We start from the raw sequence: 20,180 nt of genomic DNA, 5'->3' as shown, positions 1-20,180 counted from the left end.
ATGGCCGCCCGATCCATCATGTTCCAGGGAACCGGCTCGGATGTCGGCAAGTCGCTGATGGTGGCCGGTCTGGCGCGCGCCTTTACCCGGCGCGGACTTTCGGTGTTGCCCTTCAAGCCGCAGAACATGTCCAACAACGCGGCAGTCACAGCCGATGGCGGCGAGATCGGCAGGGCGCAAGCTCTACAGGCGCGCGCGGCTGGCGTGCCGCTGTCAGTGCACATGAACCCGGTTCTGTTGAAGCCTCAGAGCGAAACAGGTGCGCAGGTCGTGGTTCAGGGAAAAATTCTCGGCAATGCGAAAGCAGCCGACTATCAACAGATGAAGGCCGGGTTGATGTCCCGGGTGCTGGAGAGCTTCGAGCACCTGAAGACCCGCGCTGATCTGGTGCTCGTCGAAGGCGCCGGCAGCGCGTCGGAAGTCAATCTTCGCGCCAACGACATTGCCAATATGGGCTTTGCCCGGGCAGCCGATGTTCCCGTGATCCTGATCGGCGATATCGACCGGGGAGGGGTCATTGCCAGCCTCGTCGGCACAAAGACAGTGGTGGACGTGGACGACGCCTCGATGATCGAGGGCTTCATCGTCAACCGTTTTCGCGGCGATCCTTCGCTGTTCGATGAAGGCATGCGCATGATTGCCGAGCATACTGGCTGGAGCTCCATCGGCCTCCTGCCGCATTTTGCCGAGGCGGCCCGTCTGCCTGCCGAAGATGCACTGGGTTTAACCGGCAACGGCCAATCGAAGCCCAGTGCGAAAATCCGCATCGCCGTGCCGATCCTCCCACATATCTCCAACTTCGACGACCTTGATCCGCTCGATATGGAGCCGGATGTCGAACTGGTTCGCGTGCGTCCCGGGACAGCCATTCCCGGCGATTGCGCCCTCATCCTGCTGTGCGGATCGAAATCGACCATCGCCGATCTCTCTGTCCTGAAGCAGGCCGGTTTCGATATCGACATCAAGGCGCATCTTCGCCGCGGTGGCTTTGTGCTTGGTCTCTGCGGCGGCTATCAGATGCTTGGACGTCTCTTATCGGACCCGGACGGCATGGAAGGTCCGCCTTCTACCGTTGATGGGCTTGGCTTATTGAATGTCGAGACGGTGCTGACGGGAGACAAGAGGCTGGTCTCGGTCGAAGGGCGCAGCTTCGATGGTCAGGCCTTTTCCGGCTACGAGATGCATGTGGGCGTGACGAAGGGTGATGACTGCAATCGTCCTTTCGCCATGATCGGCAATCACGTCGATGGTGCAATCTCAGCGGACGGTCGCATCTTCGGCACCTATGTCCATGGGTTGTTTGCTGATGACGGACAGCGCAGCGCCTGGCTGCAAAGGCTTGGCGGGCAATCGTCTGCCCTGAATTACGAAGCGCAGGTGGATGCCGTTCTGGATCGGTTGGCGGACCATATGGAGCGCCACCTCGATCTCGACGCGCTGCTGTCTATAGCACGGTAACCAAGGCCAAAAAGCCGAAGAGCCCGATCAACAGCGCATCGGCGACCCGCGCAAGTTTCAGCGCCTGGCGAATATCGGCAGCGGTCAAATTCCGTCGTCCCCCTTCGCCCATGAAGCGCGCCTGGATCATCTGTCCGCCATAGGAACGTGGCCCGGCAAGCGCAAAGCCAAGCGCACCCGCCAGCGCCGATTCCGGCCAGCCGGCATTGGGCGAACGATGGTGCTTCGCATCGCGCGTGACCGCACGCAGGGCACCTTGCGGCGAAGCCCCCTTGACGAAGACAGCAGCGACGATGAACAAACAAGCCGTCAGGCGCGAGGCAGGGAGATTTACCAGATCGTCTACTCGAGCCGATGCCCAACCAAAAGCCTCATAGCGCGGCGTGCGGTGACCGATCATGCTGTCAGCCGTGTTAATCGCCTTGTAGCCGGCACCACCCGGTAGCCCGAGCAGACCGAGCCAGAAGGAGGGTGCCACAATGCCATCGGAAAAATTCTCCGCCAGGCTTTCGATGGCCGCCCGGCACACCGCCGCCTCATCCAGCTGATCAGGGTCGCGGCCAACGATCATCGACACCGCTCTTCTGCCGCCCTCGAGGCCTTCGCTTTCCAGCGCGGCGGCCACCGCCTCGACATGTTGCTCCAGGCTTTTTTGTGCTGGAAGCGAAGCACCGACGACCGCGACCAGCAACAATCCCAGCGGAAGAACCAGAAGGACATTCTGCAAGGCGAGCGCGATGGAGACGGTGACGGCGAGAAACACCACAAGCGCCAACACGCCTTTGGCTTCACGATTGGAAAATGATCCCTGTTCCCGGTTCCATTTTCTGTCGAGCAGCGCGATAAGCGAACCGATCCATGTGACCGGATGACCGATGCGGCGAAACAGCCAGTCGGGATAGCCGACAAGGCGTTCGATCAGAAGCGACAGGAAAGCGAGAGCAAAGAACATGGGCGATACGGGACCGGTGACTATGCAGGCTGCGATCCGTCATGGTGGCGATCTGGGGCGGGCGCGGGCGTCTTTTCCGCTGGCACCAGAACCCTGGATCGATCTTTCCACGGGGATCAATCCGCATTCCTATCCGCATTCTCCCATTCCTGCCAGCGCCTTTGCCCGCCTGCCCGAGCCTTCTGCCTTGAACCGCTTGAAGGAGATTGCAGCCGCAGCCTTCGGCGCGCGCTCTGCGGCGCATATTGTCGCTGCACCTGGAACGCAAATGCTGATGCCGTTGCTGGCAGAACTCGCCCTGCAACGAGGTGCAAAACGAGCGGCGGTCCTTACACCCGCTTATGCGGAACATGCCAGAACGGCTCGAATGGCTGGCGTAGACGTTGCGGAGGTGTCGACGTTCTCGGACCTCTCCGACTTCGACTATGCCGTCGTGATCAATCCGAACAACCCGGATGGTCGGGTGATGACGCGGGATGAGCTTATGTTTCTCGCAGCCAAGATGAGCCGCAAAGTCGGCCTGCTGGTGATCGACGAGGCCTTTATCGAAACCGGCTATGGTGAGAGCTTGGCCGATGCCACTGAGATCGATGGGCTGATCGTCCTGCGATCCTTTGGAAAATTCTACGGAATGGCGGGGTTGCGCCTCGGCTTTGCCGTTGCGCATCCGGAGATCGCCACAAGGCTGGAGCAGCGCCTGGGGCCGTGGGCCGTCTCAGGCCCGGCGCTGCATGTGGCAACTGAAGCGCTGGCGGACAATGGCTGGCGTGACGCCATGCGACTCCGGCTAAGGACAGACGTTGCGCGTCTCGACGCAATGTTGACGAGCGCAGGTCTCACCGTCGTGGGTGGTACCAGTCTTTTTCGTCTCGTGCATGATGCACGGGCAGCCGCACTATTCGCCCAGCTTGCCAATCGCGGCATTCTTGTTCGCATCTTCGATGAGCGTCCGAACGATATGCGCTTCGGTCTTCCCGGCACGGAAGCGGAATGGGGCAGGCTTGAAGCTGCTCTTTCAGAGCTTTAGATCGTTCCTGTATCGGCTTACAAAAAAATGCTCGGGACAAGCCCGAGCATAAAAGTGTCCAGGAGGAGAAATCGGAACCTCAGCCTTTGAAGGTATAAGCATCGATCGATTCCGGCTTCATTTCGATGGAGAAGCCAGCCATCTTCGGCGGCATGTAAGCGGCGTTTTGGATATCGCATGGCTCGAAGAAGTGCTCGTGCAGGTGATCGACATACTCGATCACGCGGCCTTCCTTGGTGCCCGACACGACCAGATAATCGATCATCGACAGATGCTGCACATATTCGCACAGACCCACACCACCGGCGTGCGGCCAAACGGGCAGATTGTATTTCGCGGCGATCAGCAGAACGGCCAGAACTTCGTTCAGACCGCCCATGCGGCAGCTGTCGATCTGCACGACGTCGATCGCACCTTCGGCGATGAACTGCTTGAACATGATGCGGTTCTGGCACATTTCGCCGGTCGCGACCTTCACCGAGCCGATGGCCTGGCGGATCTTGCGGTGACCGGCAACATCGTCCGGGCTTGTCGGCTCTTCGATGAAGAAGGGCTTGCAGAAGGCGAGCTTGTTGACCCACTCGATGGCCTGATCGACTTCCCAGACCTGGTTGGCATCGATCATCAGATAACGATCGGGACCGATGACCTCACGTGCAATGGTGAGGCGACGAATATCGTCCTCCAGATCACGGCCGACCTTCATCTTCACGTGGTTGAAGCCGGCATCGATCGCCTCATGGCAGAGGCGGCGAAGCTTCTCATCGCTGTAACCGAGCCAACCGGCCGAAGTCGTGTAGCAGGCGTAACCCTCGGCTTTCAGGATATCGACACGCTCCTTCTTGCCAGCTTCCGCCTTCTTCAGGATGGCGAGCGCATCCTCGCGCGTCAGAACATCGGTCAGATAGCGATAGTCGACGATATCGGCGATCTCTTCGGCGCTCATATCGGCAACGAACTGCCACACCGGCTTGCCAGCCTGCTTGGCGAGCAGATCCCAGACGGCGTTGACGACGGCACCGGTTGCCAGGTGCATCGCACCCTTGTCCGGACCGATCCAGCGCAGCTGGCTGTCGCTCGTCAGGTGGCGCCAATATTTGCCGGGGTTCTCGATGACGGTGGCGAGATCGGTTCCAACAACCAGATGACGCATCGCCTTGATCGCCATGCAGCAGATGTCATTACCGCGGCCGATGGTGAAAGTCAGTCCGTGCCCCTTCAGCGAAGGCTCGTCCGTATCGAGAATGACGTAAGCCGCGGAGTAATCCGGATCCGGATTCATCGCATCCGAGCCGTCAAGGCTCTGTGAGGTGGGGAAGCGCAGATCGAAAACGCGCAGGTCGGTAATCTTGGTCATGGCCGTTTACTCGCGGTCAGGGGTCATTGAATATGAGAGGCTCGTCGGTCGTTCAGGCCACTTCCACCATGCCTTTGATGACGCCGGCGCGCGGGTCGGTCAAGCCGGCGAAGTTGGCTGGCACTTCGGCGAGCGTCATGCGGTGGGTGATGAGAGCGTCCGGCACGCGACCGGCACGCAGGGCTTGCAGCACCCGCTCGAAATCTTCCGGCGTGGCGTTACGGCTGCCGAGCAATGTCGTCTCGCGCTTGTGGAATTCCGGGTCATTGAAGCTGATATCGCTGGCAACGATGGAGACGAGAACATAGGCCCCGCCATGGCCAACGAAGGAGAAGCCGCGCTCCATGGCCTTCGGATTGCCCGTGGCATCGAAGACGACATCGAAGAAGTTGCCTTCGGTAATCTCGCTCAGACGATCCTTGTCGCCTTCGCCGAGCTGCACGATATTAGCGACGCCGAGATGATCACGGCAGAAGGACAGCCGGTCTTCGCGGCTGTCTATCATCGTTACCGTCGCACCATTCATCACTGCAAAGACGGCAACGGCCATACCGATCGGACCGGCACCGACGATCAGCACATGCTGGTCCCGTTCAACCGCACCGCGACGCACCGCATGCGCGCCGATTGCCAGAAACTCCGTCATGGCAGCCTGATCGAGGGAGAGACCTTCCGCCTTCAGCACGAATTGCTGCGGCACGCTCAGATACTCCACCATACCGCCATCGCGATGCACGCCGAGCACGCCGATGTTACGGCAGCAATTGCTTTTGCCCTTCAGGCAGGCACTGCAATGGCCGCAGGACATATAGGGTATGATGGTGACGATATCGCCAGCCGAGAGGCTGCTGCCCTGCGGCGCTTCCTCGACCGTACCGGAGAGTTCGTGTCCCATGATACGCGGATAGGAGAGGTAGGGCTGGTTGCCGGTGAAGATGTGCAAATCCGTGCCGCACACGCCGATACGACGAACGCGGACCAGAACTTCGTTCTCCGCGCGCGGCGGCTTCGGCAGTTCCTTGGAAACGAGGAGACCGGGTTTGTCGCAAAAGATCGCCAGCATGAATCACCTGTCCGAAAGAGAATAAAAATCGATGGCGTTTCCGCCGAAAACCCTGGCGTGGTGCTCTTGCGGAACCACATCGCGGCAAAAATCCAGCCATCCCTGATAATCGCCAGCCAGTCGGATCACCGGCCAGTCGCTGCCAAAAATCACCCGCTCCGGACCGAACAGTTCCAGGATCGTTTCAGCATAGGGCCGAACCGCTTCTGGCTTCTGATCGCCGCGCTCCACCAGAAGACCGGAGAGCTTGCAGTGAACGTTGGGTAGGGCGGCAAGAGCGGCCATGTCCTTGCGCCATTCGACATAATGACCTGTCGCAATCTTGGGCTTTGCGCCGTGATCGATGACGATTTTCAATGCCGGGTGACGGCTGGCAAAACGTAGCAGACAGGGCAGATGCGGCGGCAGGACCAGAGCATCGAAAACGAGGCCATTCTCGATCAGCGCTTCGACAGCGGGGTCAAGTGCCGCATCGTCGATCCACTGAACGTCGGCAATATCCTGCAACATCGGCCGCACGCCCTTCAGCGCAGGATGAAAGGCAAGTCGGGCGATGTCCTGCGGCGCATCCGCCGCCTTCATATCCACCCAACCGACAACACCCTTGATGAAGCTGTTGTCGTCAGCAAGCGCCAGCATGAAATCCGTGTCGGCAGCGCTTTCCATCGTCTGCACCAGCACCGTGCCGGACACACCCGCCTTTTCCAGCAAGGGCTGGAGATCAGTGGGCAGGAAGTCCCGATAGATCGCCTCAAGCGACGCTGGCGGCCACTGGCCCTGCCGGTCTTTCAGCAGCCAGAAATGCTGATGTGCATCGATGAGCATGGCGTCAGCCCTTTGCTCCTGGAACGGGTGAGCCTTCGGCGATCAGACCGCGGCGGTGCAACTCGGTCCAGAACGCATCCGGAATGTCCTGCTCGAACCAGGCGATGTTGGAGGTCAGCTGCTCAGCATTGCGCGCGCCGGAGACGACTGTCACCGAGGCAGGATGGGCAAGCGGGAACTGCAGTGCGGCCGCCTGAAGCGAGACACCCATCTCCTCGCAGACATCATGCAGTGCATCTACCCGTGCCAGAAGCTCGGCCGGTGCATCCTTGTAATTGAACTTGCGATTACCGGCCAGAATGCCGGAGTTGAAGGCACCAGCAACGACAATGCCGACACCCTTTTCGGCGCAGGCATTCATGAAGCTCAGGCTCTGCTGTTCCAGCAGCGTGTAACGACCGGCGAGCATGGCGGCATCGATGTCGAACACCTCCATGGCATCACGAACCACTTCCCACTCGTTGACGCCAAGACCGACGGCTTTCGTCGAGCCTTCGTCGCGCAGCTTGCCGAGCGCCTTGAAGCCATCACCCGTCGTCAGCTGATCCCAATAGTGCTGGTGCTTATCGCCGTGGGTGTAAGGGCCGATGTCGTGGATATAGAGAATGTCGGGCTTGAGGACGCCGAGACGCTGTTGGCTTGCCTCGAAGGAGCGCATGATGGCGTCGTAGGAATAGTCGTAGACCGGCCGGAAGGGGAGCGGTGCGACATAGGTATCTTCTTCCGGTCCGACGGTTTCATCCGGCACCATGACGCGGCCGACCTTGGTGCTGAGCGTATATTCACTGCGGTCATGCTCGGTTACCATCGTGCCAAGACGACGCTCGGAGCGGGTATAGCCGTAGAAGGGCGCGGTATCGAAATAACGCATGCCGCTGTCCCAGGCCTTGTCGAAAGCGCCCTTGGATTCCTCATAAGGCGTGAGGCGATAGAGGTTGCCCATCTGCGCACAGCCGAGGCCCATGATGGTCACTTCGACATCTCTATGGGGCAGTTTGCGTTTATCGGAGACCTTCATGGCGGGCACTTTCACATTTGTCGTTTGGTGGAGATGGCCGCACACGATGCGACCATCTGCTTTTGTCTTCTCAAAGGGCGTTCCTGTCACGCCCGAGACCAGCTCAGGCGCGGCAGAAGACGTTCTTAGTACAGAACGTTCTTGGCTTCCGGCTTGTCGATGTTTTCCTTGGTGACCACGACGACACCGGTATCGACGAACTTCTCGACTTTTTCCTTCTTGATGAGCTTTTCGACGGTTTCAACGCCCTTTTCGCCCATCTGGTAGGATCCTTGAACGACGATCGCAGACAGCGTGCCGTCCTTGACGAAGTTCTGGAGATCTTCGTTACCGTCGAAGCCGATGGCAACGACCTTGCCAGCCTTGCCGGACTGAGCAAGCGCGCGGCCAACACCGATTGCGGTCGGCTCGTTGGCGCCAAAGATGCCCTTCAGATCAGGGTTGGCGGCCAGAACGTCGGTGGTCTGGTTCAGAGCGGTCGCCATCTGGGACTGAGAGTAGTAAGGCCCAACGATCTGAAGCTTGGAATTGGCCTTGATGTAGTCGACGAAGCCACCGACGCGACCGATTTCAGAACCGGCACCGGCAACGTACGACATGACGGCAATCTTGCCTTCCTTGCCGACCTTCTTGATCATTTCTTCGGCGGCAAGCTCACCGGCCTTCTTGTTGTCGGTCGCAAGGAACGACTGGTAGTACTGCTCGCCACCCTTGGCCAGCTGCGAGTCGATCAGAACGACCGGAATGCGCGCTTCCCATGCCTTCTTGACGGCTGGCAGAAGAGCGTCCGGATCGGACGGTGCGAGCACGATGCCGTCGACCTTACGGTTGACGGCGTTTTCCACCATGTTCACCTGGTCGGCAATGGCGGATTCGGACGCGGGACCCTGGAAGGTCATCGTTTCGCCCTTGGCGTTCTTCATCGCAGCGTCGGCGCCCTTCTGGACGTTCTGCCAGAATGTCGAGTTGACGGTCTTGACGATGACGGCGATTTCGCCGGCCTGAACCGCGGAGACGCTCCAAAGCGCGATCACGGATGTCAAAAGAACAGTGGTCAGTTTCTTCATGTCTTCCTCCATTGTACCGGCGAAGGGAGAGCTCCTCTTCTCGACACCGGCTGTCCCGCGGATAGGGTCCGCACCCTTTTCAGACGCTTAGCAGTGCAAATCAGCGGCGATTGCGCAACTGGTCGATCCAGACTGTCATCAAGATGACGAGGCCGATGATGATCTGCTGTGTAAAGGCAGAGACCCCGTTCATATTGAGACCGTTGCGCAAGATACCGATGACGAACGCACCGATTGCTGTCCCTGAAATCGTTCCGACGCCGCCGATGAGTGAGGTACCGCCGATGACGGCGCTGGCGATGGCATCAAGCTCGTACATGACACCTTCGTTCGGCTGTGCGGTGACAAGGCGCGACATCAATACGCAGCCCGTCAGACCAGCAAGCGTGCCGGAAAGAACGTAGGTGAAATTGGTGACGCGGGCGACATTGACGCCGGAGAGGCGAGCCGCTTCGGCATTGGAGCCGACCGCATAGATGTGGCGTCCGAGAACCGAGCGGTTCAGCATGAAGGCCACGGCAAGAGCAATGACGACCATCAGGATGACGGGGTAGGGAATGCCCGGGAAGACCACATTCGGGAACCCATCGTCTCCGATATTGACGATGCGGAAGAGCGCGCCGTTGCCAAGTTCGCCAAAGGATTCACCCAGACCCGAGACGGCACGAGCACCGGTGATCTGCAGCGCCACGCCACGGGCAATCAACATCATGCCAAGCGTTGCGATGAAAGGCGGCAGCTTGAAGCGCGTGACCAAGAAACCATTGATCAGACCGCAAAGCGAACCCGTGAGGATGCCGAGGAACATGCCGACCGGAACCGGCATGCCGAGTTCCTTCACCGCCAGTGCTGCGACAACGCCGGCAAGAGCCAGAACCGAACCAACGGACAAGTCGATGCCGCCGGTGATGATGACGCAGGTTGCACCAATACCCAAAAGCGCGATCGACGTGACCTGCAGTGCGATCGTCATGGCGTTGTTAACGCTGAAGAAGGCGCTGCTGGTGGCCGAAAACACAATGGCCAGCACCACGAGGCTGCCGAGTGCGGCAAACTTCTGGATGATGTCCTTCTGTCTGTCGCTGAGCGAGGGGGTCTTAACGGGTTCTGGTGATTTCGACATGTCTTACCTCATTGCGCCTTGCGGCTATAGCCGGAGGCATAGCGCATGATTTCTTCTTGATTGGTCTTGGCCGTTTCCAGCACGCCGGTGATGGTTCCCTCGTGGAACACCGCGATACGATCCGTCAGCCCCAACACTTCGGGCAGTTCCGAGCTGATGAGGATGACGCCGATGCCGCGGGCAGCAAGCTCATCCATGATCTTGTAGATGGCGAATTTCGCACCGACATCGATGCCGCGGGTGGGCTCATCGAAGAACAGGATGCGCGACTGGCGAAACAGCCACTTGCCGATGATGATCTTCTGCTGGTTGCCGCCGGACAGAAGGCGAACCGTCTGCTTGATCGAGGGCGTGCGAACATTCAAGAGATCGACATAATGCTTTGCGACCTCGTCGTGCTTCTTGAAGTCGATCAGACCGAAGCGGTTGGAGACCTCGTCCATATTGGCAAGCGAGGTGTTGGCAGCAACCGACATCTTGATCGCCAGGCCGTCGCTCTTTCGGTCTTCGGAAAGGTAGGCAAGCCCCTGCTCGATGGCATCCTGCGGCGACTTGATCGTCAGCTCGCGGCCTCCGAAGGTGATGGTACCCGCATCAAAGGCATCCGCACCGAAAATCGCGCGGGCCACTTCAGTCCGGCCGGCGCCCATCAGGCCGGCAAATCCGAGGATTTCGCCGCGCCGCAATTCGAAATTGACGTCGTGGAAGACGCCGGTCCGCGTCAACCCCTTGACGGAGAAGATGACCTCATCCGTCGGCTTCGACGTGCGCTCGGGGAACTTTTCCTCCAGCGAGCGGCCCACCATGCGGGTGACGATGTCATCCACCGTGATCGACTTGAAATCGTCGGTCGAGATATAGCGTCCATCGCGAAGCACGGTGACGCGGTCGACGATCTCGGCCATCTCATCCAGACGGTGGGAAATATAAACGATACCGACACCGGATGCCTTCAGGTCTCGGATGACCTTGAACAGCAGCCTCGTTTCCTGCTCGGTCAGCGACGAGGTCGGCTCATCCATGATCAGCACTTCGGCATCGAGCGAAAGCGCCTTGGCGATTTCCACCATCTGGCACTGCGCCACGGAAAGGCCGCGCACCAGCGTATCCGGATGGATATCGACACCGAGGCGATCGAGACAGCGTTTGGCATCGGCACGCAGCTTCTTGCGGTCGACCAGGAAGCCTTTTCTCGGTTCGCGCGCAAGATAGATGTTTTCGGCAACGCTCAAATGCGGAACGAGATTCAGTTCCTGGTGGATGATGGCGATGCCAGCGGCTTCCGATTCGAGCGGAGAGGCGTACTGGACCTTCTGACCCTTATGCAGGATCGTGCCGCTGGTCGGCTGATAGACGCCGCTGATGATCTTCATCAGCGTGGACTTACCGGCACCGTTCTCGCCGCAGACGGCGTGAACTTCGCCGGAGCGCAAGTCGAAACGCACATCGCTCAGAGCCTTGACGCCGGGGAACTCCTTGCAGATGTCCTCGAGGCGCAAAAGCGCACCGGACGCCTGAAGTGCGTCATGCCGTGTGTCATCATGGCTCGAAATGGACGATGCGCCTTGCGACATCCGCTACCTCCCAATAGCCGCTCCGTTCTCCCGCAGAGCGCTTCAATGGCGGCAATGGTTAGGCCGCATTTTTTTGGTGGTCAAGCCAATTTGTGATTTTTTGTTCGCAGGTATAGCAACCTCGGAGAAACGGAAACTGCTAGATTCAAATAATATTCAATATTTTCAATGAGATAAATTATATCTTTGCCAATGCCTCCCGTAAGGGATACGGTAAGGCCAAATCTCAACCTTTCTCAGAACACCCGTGGACCGCAGATGAATGGTCAGGCCAAAATCCTGGAGCCGAGACGCCTTTACCAGCAAGTCGCCGATCAGATCCGCGACCTGATCGACGGTGGAGAGTTTCAGCCTGGAACACGACTGCCTTCCGAGCGGGATCTGGCCCAGAAGCTCGGTGTCTCCCGCCCGTCCCTGCGTGAAGCGCTGATCGCGCTCGAAATCGACGGAAGCGTCGAAATCCGCATGGGCTCCGGCGTTTATGTGTCTACGGAGACAGCGGCCCGACAGGCAAGCACACGGTCTCTTGGCGATAGCCCTTCGGAACTCATGCAGGCGCGCTCGACACTGGAAGGTGCGACCATCGTTCTGGCGGCGAGCCGCATCGACGAAGCCGCTCTCGTGACGCTGCGAGGAACGCTCGATGAAATGAGGAAGGAGATCGAAGCAGGTCGCAAACCTCTCGATCAGGACAGAAAGTTTCACGCGACCATCGCCGAACAATCAGGAAACACGGTCCTCGCGCGCTTGGTCGGAGATCTTTTCGATGACAGGCACAGCCCGATCTCGACCCAGTTGCGGGTGAGGTTCGAGGACCGCGGCACGTGGACCTTTGCGCTGCAGGAACACGAGGCCATTCTGGCTGCACTGGAAAGCCGCGATCCGCTGCTGGCACAGGCTGCCATGCGCATTCACCTGGAAAGCTCACGACGGCGCTGGATCGATACCTAATTCAAGACATGCCTCGGCAGACAATCTGTCGGGAGGAGGAAAAGAGTGACTGAGAATACCGAAGCTACCATTCTGCTGAACACCAAAGACAATGTTGCAGTTGCCCGTCGGCCCATTCCCAAAGACACCGATATCGGGCGCGGAGACCTGAGGGCACTCGATCTGATCGGGCGCGGGCACAAGGTGGCCCTGAAGCCGATCAAGTCCGGCGAAGAAGTGATCAAATATGGTCAGGTGATTGGCGTTGCCACGCAGGACATCGAGGCAGGAAGCCACGTCCACCTGCACAATCTTGCCATGGTGCCATCCGAGCACGCACACCAGTTCAGCGTCGACATTGAAGAAAAGGGCATGCTGCCGGAGGCTGAACGCCGGACCTTCATGGGGTACGATCGTGGCACGGGCGGTGCTGGCACGCGCAACTATATCGGCGTCATTGCCTCGGTGAACTGTTCGGCGACCGTGTCGCGTTACATAGCCGACTACTTCAACAAGGAAGGCGGCCTTGCCGGTTTCGACAATGTCGATGGCGTCGTGGCGCTGACCCATGGAACGGGCTGCGCGCTCAACACCAAGTCCGAAGGCTACCGCCTGCTGATCCGCACCATCCAGGGCTATGCCCGCCATCCGAATTTCGGCGGCATCCTGCTGATCGGCCTTGGCTGTGAGACGAACCAGATCGCGCCGATCCTCGAACACTACAAGATGGAAGAGGGCGACAGGCTGCGGACCATGACGATCCAGCAGCATGGCGGCACGCGCAAGACGATCGAAGCGGCCATCGCCAACATTAAAGAGATGCTGCCCATCGTCAATGCGGCAAAGCGCACCGAACAGCCGCTGTCGAAACTGAAGCTGGCGCTCGAATGCGGTGGTTCGGATGGCTATTCGGGGATTTCGGCAAATCCGGCACTTGGCTACGCTTCGGACCTCATCGTTCGCAATGGCGGCACCACGGTTCTGGCTGAAACACCGGAAATCTATGGTGCAGAACACCTCCTGACCCGCCGTGCCGTCACGCCGGCCGTGGCAGAGAAGCTGCTGCAGCGGATAGATTGGTGGCGCGACTACACCGCCCGCAATGGCGACGAGCTAAACAACAACCCGTCCCACGGCAACAAGCTGGGTGGCCTGACCACCATTCTGGAAAAATCACTCGGCGCCGTTGCCAAGGGCGGCTCCATGCCGCTGAAGGCCGTCTATGAATTTGCCGAAACGGTAACCGAACCCGGCTTCGTCTTCATGGACACACCCGGCTATGACCCGGTCGCGGTCACGGGCCAGGTGGCGGGAGGCTGCAACGTCATCTGTTTTACCACCGGACGCGGCTCGGTGTCGGGCTTCAAGCCAGCACCCTGCATCAAGATCGCAACCAACTCCGAAATGTACGAACACATGAAGGAGGACATGGATATCAACTGTGGCGACATCGTCACCGGCAAAGAGACCATCGAGGAGGCGGGACAGCGCATCTTCGACCACATCCTTGCCGTCGCCTCCGGCGAGCAGACCGTCAGTGAAATCTACGACTACGGCGACAACGAATTCGTGCCATGGCAGGTCGGTGCCGTGACCTGACGTTTCACATGAAACATCAGACATGAAAATAGGCCCGGGGATCGCTCTCCGGGCCTTCCGATTTTCTAGGACTTGGATATCAGTGGCGGAAGTGGCGCATACCGGTGAAGACCATCGTCACATTATGGGCGTCGGCTGCGTCGATCACCTCTTGGTCGCGCATCGAGCCACCCGGCTGGATGACAGCCGTAGCACCAGCGGCGATCGCGGCCAGAAGGCCGTCCGCGAAAGGATAGAAGGCTTCCGAAGCAACCGCCGAACCCTTGGTCAGTGGCTCGACAAGGCCCATGGCCTTGGCAGCATCTTCCGCCTTCTGCGCAGCAATGCGGGCCGAGTCCACACGGCTCATCTGACCAGCGCCGATACCGGCTGTCTGTCCGTCCTTGGCATAGATCACGGCATTCGACTTGACGTGCTTGGCGATCTTGAAGGCAAACTTCATGTCTTCCAGTTCCTGCGCCGTCGGTGCACGCTTGGTGACGACTTTCAGATCGAGGTCTTCCACCATGCCGTTGTCACGGCTCTGGACCAGTAGGCCACCCGATACAGTCTTGGCAGTGATGCCAGCCGCGCGTGGGTCTGGAAGACCACCGGCGGAGAGAAGACGGAGATTGGGCTTGCGCGCAACAATCGCCTTTGCCTCTTCGGTCACGTCCGGCGCGATGATGACTTCGGTGAAAAGCTGGATGATCTCTTCCGCCGTTTCGGCATCCAACGTCTGGTTCAAGGCGATGACGCCGCCAAAGGCCGAGACGGGATCGCAGGCAAGGGCGCGCTTGTAAGCCTCCAGCAATGTGGAACCCGTTGCTACACCGCATGGGTTGGCATGCTTGATGATGGCAACGGCCGGTGCATTCTCAGGCAGGAACTCGGCGACCAGTTCATAGGCCGCATCCGTGTCGTTGATGTTGTTGTAGGAAAGCTGCTTGCCCTGCAGCAGCGTTGCCGTCGCAACGCCGGGGCGCTTCTCGCCTGTCAGATAGAAGCCGGCGCTCTGGTGCGGGTTTTCGCCATAGCGCATCTTTTCCTTTAGCGTGCCGCCGATGGCGCGGTAATGCGGCGTCTCGATTGCGAGAGCTTCTGCGAACCAATTGGAGATGACGGCATCGTAAGCGGCGGTACGTGCATAGGCCTTGGCGGCAAAGCGCTGGCGCAGAGCATAGGATGTCTGTCCGTCATCGGCCTGCAACGCTTCCAGCAGTTCCGGATAGTCGGTCGGATCGGTGACCGCGGTGACATAGGCATGGTTCTTGGCCGAAGCGCGGATCATCGCCGGACCGCCAATATCGATGTTCTCGACCGTCGTCGGATAGTCACCGCCCTTGGCGCGAACCTCTTCGAACGGGTAAAGATTGATGACCGAAAGATCGATGGCTTCGATGCCGTGAGCGCGCATCGCCTCCTGGTGTTCGGCATCGTCACGAATGGCAAGAAGCCCACCGTGAACATTGGGGTGCAGGGTTTTTACCCGGCCATCCATGATTTCCGGAAACTTGGTGATGTCGGAGACGTCCGTCACCGGAAGTCCCGCGTCGGCAATCGCCTTGGATGTGCCGCCGGTCGACAGAAGCTTTACGCCGAGCTTCACCAGCGCGCCCGCAAGCTCGATAATGTCAGTCTTGTCGGAGACGGACAGAAGCGCGGTGCGGATACGAACTTTGTCGGGTGCGGGGATTTTCTTGGAAACGACGGCCATCGTGGCAACTCCGTAAACGGTGGAGGATGAGCCGGAGAAAGCGCACCCCGGCGGTTGCCGCCGCGTTAGCACAGCTTGGCAGATTAATAAACAGAGCGTGCCGCTTTATCGGCAGCACAACCTTCAAAGAGCGATCAGCTTCTCTGTTCGAGAAGCCAGCGGATTTCCGTGGTCGCCGGAAGCTCAAACGCGACTTCGATCTGCAGCGAAGGCCGGATGCCGGATACATCTGCCATGAACACGTCTTCGGCAATCGTGACCTGGCGCGCGGGCGCTGAAAAGGCCCAGGCGGTGCCATCCGGTGCCTGCATCAGCACCGTTTCCTCGTCTTCCTGCGACAGCTCGATCAAGGGATGAACATGAAAACGGCAAACGGCCTCGGCTGGCTCTGGTTGACGCTTCTCATCGATCCTGATCCAGTCACGCCCTCTGATCTTGGTACCCGCCTCATTCAACTCCAATTCGCGCTGGTGCACGTAACCGAGGCTTCCATAACCATCGTGAGAGGCGGTCAGGATATCCGCGCGCTTCTCATCAATCCGGCGGTCTACCTCTGTCTCGCTGATGCCGGAGACGATAACGGGGCCGAGGAAACGGGAATGCGAAATCCGGGCCGATGAGCGATCGGCAATGGTGACCGTGGAATGGGCGGCAGTGGTGCGGCTCACCCGCTTGAAGGCGGCTGAGGCATATTGCGGGAAGCCGGAATTGACGATGAAGCGGTAACGGCCCGAAGAGAGCTCAAAGGATAAGCAGCCACAATGGGCGCTGCGCGACAATTCTATGGAGGCAGGCTTGCCCGTATCGACGATGACGATCGTATCGCCGACCGAAAGCCGGTGATAGGAAATATCGGGAAGCGATCGCGACGGACGTCCGGACGTCTCATCATAGCGCAGAACGGATGCAAGCTCGTTGGCAAGCGTTGCCGTGGTGCCGTTGAACAAGGCCAGATCGCCATCCTGGTGACGAAAGAAGCGGATCGCAGGGAACATGCGGTCGATGGCAGGCACAAGCCCCGCCGGCACGTCATGACCGAGATTGATGTAACTTTGACGAAGCGGCAGGAGATCCAGCAACAGCTCCAGCATGACGCGCGGATTGCGCGAGACATGCCCACCATCGGGCAGGATTTGCCGCTCCATCTCCTGGTCGAGCTTTCTCCCCTGCCGGGCGATCTGTGGCGCGCTGTTCGGCATGGAGATGGACGCCATGGCAAGCGCGATGCGTACTTTCAGACGAACCTCACCATCCGGCACATATTTGGCAATGAGACTGAGATAGCCGACATGCAGGCCGATACATCTTAAAAAACGCCGGTAGAAATTGGCATCCGCCTTCTGCAGGATGACCGGCGAGTGGGACAGCCAGGAGGTCAATCTCTGTGCTGAAAGTTCAGGCGACCATGCTGTGCCACGGATCGTCCGCCCATGCAGGCTCATCCACTCGGCAACATGCAAGCGGGCGCGGTTTCCAGCCTCTTCCGATCTGCTAGCGCGGACATGGCGCAGCCAGCCGAAAGCGTGCAGCCGCTCTTCAAATGCAGAAGAGGGTGGGTCCAGCAAAAAGGGGGAAACGCCCCCGGTTTCCAAAATCTTTCCCGCCAGGAACAGCCGCCCCTGCACAAGCTCCTGCGCGACATAAGGATCGACCGCGCGCAGATCCGTTGGCGCTGCCACAAGCGCGCTTGGAGCTCTGCTGGAGAGCCGCCACAATTGCAGGCGCAAGGGTGCGACCGCAATCATGACGTGGCGCTTGACCGTGCGGAAGAAGTAACCCGCAAGGCTGACGCGATTGTTCAGGGAGCTCGCCAAACGTCTGTAATCCTGCCTCGCGGAGTTAGCTTTAGGGACGACGCATATAAAGCGTTATTGAAGAAGAGCGATAAAGTTTCACAAAAAACTTCATATTTTGTGAACGAATGGAGCCCGAAGCGTAGATCGCATGCCCATTCCTTCATCAGGAGGCTGAAAAAACATCAGAGGGGGCTGATGATGCGCTTCGAAAGCCCGTCGCGATCTTTCAGATGCGCACTTGGGCTTTAAGGCCTTGTCGCCTGTCGTTATAGCAAGACCGCAGCGCACTTTGCGCGACATGCGTTAGTGCCTCAAGCGGGCGAACGTTTACGCAGAACCGTCGCGTAGAAGCCATCCACACCGCCGAACATGTCCGGCGTCGTGCGCATATCGCCGTCGGCGTTGATGGCAATCTCCATACCCGGCAGATCTTTCGCTTCGACGGTAACACGTTCGAGGTTGCTATCGGATGCCAGGACACGCGCCACCATCTCCTCTCCCTCTGAAGGATCGAGGGAGCAGTTGGAGAAGACGATCATCCCGCCATCTTTGACCAGGGTCACCGCCTGACGCAGCATCTGCTCCTGGAGAGTGGCCAGTTTGGCGATGTCCTTCTCGTCCTTCGTCCAGCTGACATCGGGATGCTTGCGCATGGTGCCGGTGGAGGAACAGGGCGCATCCAGAAGGACGGTATCAAACAGCTCGTCCGGCTGATACTTGAGCATGTTGGCTTCGATCGTTTCGGCCTCGAATCCAAGGCGATCGAGGTTTGAGCGCAGCCGCTTCAGGCGGTTGCCGGACTGATCGAGCGCCGTCACCTTTGCGCCAGCTAAAATAAGCTGGGCAGTCTTGCCGCCGGGTGCCGCGCAGAGATCGGCAACGCGCTTGCCCTTCAAGTCTCCCATAAGGCGCACGGGCATGCTGGCCGAAAAGTCCTGAACCCACCATTCCCCTTCGGCGAAACCGGGAAGCCCTGAAACTTGTCCCTCGAAAGAACCCAGACGCACACTTCCATTGGGCAACACGGTTCCATTCAGTTCCTTGGCCCAATGGTCCGGATCAGACTTCACCGTCACGTCGATCGAAGAGGGAAGAAGCTGCGAGGCGGCAATGCGTGACGCCGCCTCCTCACCATAGGACTTCACCAGCCTGTTGTAGAACCAGTTTGGAAGAACCGGCACGGCGTCGATAGCCGCCATAACCGCATCCTTCTCGCGGCCGAGCCGGCGCAAGACAGCATTCACCAGCTTGACGAAGCGCTTGTTGCGCGGATCGCGGTGCGCCTGTTCCACGGCCAGATCGACAGCGGAGTGATCAGGGACGTCAAGATAGAGCATCTGCGCGACCGCAACGACCAGAACATGATGCAGGGATCTCGCGCCTTGTGGCAGCGGTCCGTCCAACATCATCGAGATGGCGGTTTCAATCCTTGGCAGGTGGCGGAGCGCACTGTTGACGATGGCCCGCACCAGCGCCCGATCAGCAAGATTGAGAGAACGATAGGCCGGGTTTCCGTGCTCGGCATCCATCATTCCATCGAGAGACGTCTTCTTGTCGATAACGGCGGAGATGATCTTGGCCGCCGCCATGCGGGCGGAAAGGCCCGGTTTCCAGTCCCCATCTGGCCCTCCAGCGTCCGAAGATGCTGGCTTTGTCTTTTTGAATTTTGGCCGGGCAGGGGCGTTGGGTGATGTCAAGACCAGGGACCTTTGCGAGACGTGTCAGTGCCACGCCCGGGACCAGTCGTCGGGACAGAGCGTGATTTGCGCACGGCCTTAGCACTTGTTGGCTGATACGTCGATGCTTGGCCGAAGCCTTGCGACATCTCATGGAGCGCCGCGATACGGTTTTCCGTATTCGGATGCGTGGAGAACAGATTGTCCATCCGCTCCCCAGACAAGGGGTTGATGATGAACATGTGCGCCGTCGCCGGATTGCGCTCTGCATCATTGTTATGAATGTGCTGAGCAGCCCCGGCAATCTTCTGCAGTGCGGAGGCAAGCCACAGCGGATTGCCGCAGATCTCCGCGCCACGACGGTCGGCAGAGTATTCTCGTGTGCGGCTGATGGCCATTTGCACCAGCATGGCGGCGAGAGGCGCAACGATCATCGCAAGCAGAACGCCGATGAAGCCGAGAGGATGGTTGTTCTCCCGATTGCCGCCGAAGAAGAAGGCAAAGTTGCCAAGCATGGAGATGGCACCAGCAAGCGTTGCGGTGATCGTCATCGTCAATGTGTCGCGGTTCTGGATATGCGCCAGCTCATGTGCCATGACGCCTGCGACTTCCTGCGGCGTCAGCATTTCCATAAGTCCGGTGGACGCTGCCACCGCTGCATTCTCCGGGTTGCGACCCGTCGCAAATGCATTCGGCTGGGGGTTGTCATAGACATAGACCCTCGGCATTGGAAGTCCGGCATTTTGGGACAGATCCCGGATCATGTGAAAAAGTTCCGGCGCGTTGCGCTCATCCACTTCCTGAGCGCGATAGGCGGAGAGGACCATCTTGTCGGAGTTCCAGTAGGAGAACAGGTTCATACCCGCCGCAATCACCAGGGCGATCATCATGCCGCCCTTGCCGCCGATCAAAAATCCGACACCCATGAACAGGGCCGTCATGAAGGCCAATAGCATGGCCGTGCGCATCAGATTCATCCAGCATCTCCGTCAAAAGCGATGAAAAGACCCGCAAAGACT

At 59.2% G+C, this 20,180-nt stretch carries 16 protein-coding genes; 4 read left to right on the top strand and 12 right to left on the bottom strand.

Annotation, left to right across the window (positions count from 1 at the left end; translation table 11 throughout):
• A complete protein-coding gene (locus tag EYC79_RS14725) occupies positions 1-1,458 on the top strand; it encodes a cobyric acid synthase (RefSeq protein ID WP_130978459.1) in 1,458 nt (485 codons plus the stop codon).
• Here EYC79_RS14725 and cbiB read toward each other — a convergent pair.
• A complete protein-coding gene (cbiB, locus tag EYC79_RS14720) occupies positions 1,445-2,410 on the bottom strand; it encodes an adenosylcobinamide-phosphate synthase CbiB (protein ID WP_130978458.1) in 966 nt (321 codons plus the stop codon). The two genes, EYC79_RS14725 and cbiB, sit on opposite strands and share 14 nt — an antisense overlap.
• On the opposite strand from cbiB, the gene cobD reads away from it, so the two are divergent.
• A complete protein-coding gene (cobD, locus tag EYC79_RS14715; protein WP_130978457.1) occupies positions 2,409-3,437 on the top strand; it encodes a threonine-phosphate decarboxylase CobD in 1,029 nt (342 codons plus the stop codon). The genes cbiB and cobD overlap by 2 nt on opposite strands.
• Positions 3,438-3,516: 79 nt before the next feature.
• On the opposite strand, the gene EYC79_RS14710 is transcribed toward cobD, so the two are convergent.
• The 7 genes from EYC79_RS14710 to EYC79_RS14680 all read right to left on the bottom strand — a co-directional run bounded on the left by EYC79_RS14710 (position 3,517) and on the right by EYC79_RS14680 (position 11,464).
• Positions 3,517-4,794, bottom strand: a complete 1,278-nt coding sequence (locus EYC79_RS14710) for an L-fuconate dehydratase (protein ID WP_130978456.1) — start codon at positions 4,792-4,794, stop codon at positions 3,517-3,519.
• A 52-nt stretch (positions 4,795-4,846) separates the two neighbouring features.
• The gene (locus tag EYC79_RS14705) at positions 4,847-5,857 is read right to left on the bottom strand and encodes a zinc-binding alcohol dehydrogenase family protein (RefSeq protein ID WP_130978455.1); all 1,011 of its coding nucleotides are present in this window, start codon (positions 5,855-5,857) and stop codon (positions 4,847-4,849) included.
• Positions 5,858-5,860: 3 nt separating this feature from the next.
• A complete protein-coding gene (locus EYC79_RS14700) occupies positions 5,861-6,682 on the bottom strand; it encodes an amidohydrolase family protein (protein WP_130978454.1) in 822 nt (273 codons plus the stop codon).
• A 4-nt stretch (positions 6,683-6,686) separates the two neighbouring features.
• Positions 6,687-7,700, bottom strand: coding sequence for an aldo/keto reductase (locus tag EYC79_RS14695; protein ID WP_130978453.1), 1,014 nt, complete (start codon positions 7,698-7,700; stop codon positions 6,687-6,689).
• Positions 7,701-7,825: 125 nt separating this feature from the next.
• Positions 7,826-8,767 (bottom strand): ABC transporter substrate-binding protein, encoded by a 942-nt coding sequence (locus tag EYC79_RS14690; RefSeq protein ID WP_062424800.1) that lies wholly within the window; start codon positions 8,765-8,767, stop codon positions 7,826-7,828.
• 100 nt (positions 8,768-8,867) lie between these two features.
• Positions 8,868-9,890 (bottom strand): ABC transporter permease, encoded by a 1,023-nt coding sequence (locus EYC79_RS14685; RefSeq protein WP_062424708.1) that lies wholly within the window; start codon positions 9,888-9,890, stop codon positions 8,868-8,870.
• 8 nt (positions 9,891-9,898) lie between these two features.
• Positions 9,899-11,464, bottom strand: a complete 1,566-nt coding sequence (locus EYC79_RS14680) for a sugar ABC transporter ATP-binding protein (RefSeq protein WP_245495291.1) — start codon at positions 11,462-11,464, stop codon at positions 9,899-9,901.
• A gap of 258 nt (positions 11,465-11,722) precedes the next feature.
• Between EYC79_RS14680 and EYC79_RS14675 the strand changes: the two genes are divergently transcribed.
• Together EYC79_RS14675 and EYC79_RS14670 are read left to right on the top strand one after the other, a co-directional pair.
• Complete coding sequence (locus tag EYC79_RS14675; protein ID WP_062444564.1) at positions 11,723-12,415, top strand: FadR/GntR family transcriptional regulator; 693 nt, start codon at positions 11,723-11,725, stop codon at positions 12,413-12,415.
• Positions 12,416-12,460: 45 nt separating this feature from the next.
• A complete protein-coding gene (locus tag EYC79_RS14670; protein ID WP_130978452.1) occupies positions 12,461-13,993 on the top strand; it encodes a UxaA family hydrolase in 1,533 nt (510 codons plus the stop codon).
• 79 nt (positions 13,994-14,072) lie between these two features.
• On the opposite strand, the gene purH is transcribed toward EYC79_RS14670, so the two are convergent.
• The 4 genes from purH to htpX form a co-directional block, all read right to left on the bottom strand.
• The gene (gene purH, locus EYC79_RS14665) at positions 14,073-15,689 is read right to left on the bottom strand and encodes a bifunctional phosphoribosylaminoimidazolecarboxamide formyltransferase/IMP cyclohydrolase (protein ID WP_130978451.1); all 1,617 of its coding nucleotides are present in this window, start codon (positions 15,687-15,689) and stop codon (positions 14,073-14,075) included.
• Positions 15,690-15,823: 134 nt separating this feature from the next.
• Complete coding sequence (locus tag EYC79_RS14660) at positions 15,824-17,503, bottom strand: heparinase II/III family protein (RefSeq protein WP_418122864.1); 1,680 nt, start codon at positions 17,501-17,503, stop codon at positions 15,824-15,826.
• A 293-nt stretch (positions 17,504-17,796) separates the two neighbouring features.
• Entirely contained in the window at positions 17,797-19,182 is a 1,386-nt protein-coding gene (locus tag EYC79_RS14655; protein WP_165457043.1) for an RsmB/NOP family class I SAM-dependent RNA methyltransferase, read from the bottom strand.
• Positions 19,179-20,138: a zinc metalloprotease HtpX gene (htpX, locus tag EYC79_RS14650; protein WP_130978450.1), complete on the bottom strand. Its 960-nt coding sequence runs from the start codon at positions 20,136-20,138 to the stop codon at positions 19,179-19,181. The genes EYC79_RS14655 and htpX overlap by 4 nt, the downstream gene beginning before the upstream one ends.
• Between the last annotated feature and the right edge of the window lie 42 nt (positions 20,139-20,180).

Origin of the sequence: Agrobacterium cavarae, from assembly GCF_004310285.1 — a bacterium.
Classification (GTDB): domain Bacteria; phylum Pseudomonadota; class Alphaproteobacteria; order Rhizobiales; family Rhizobiaceae; genus Agrobacterium; species Agrobacterium cavarae.
Note: the sequence above shows the minus strand (reverse complement) of the source record. Positions and strands in the feature narration are given on the sequence as shown.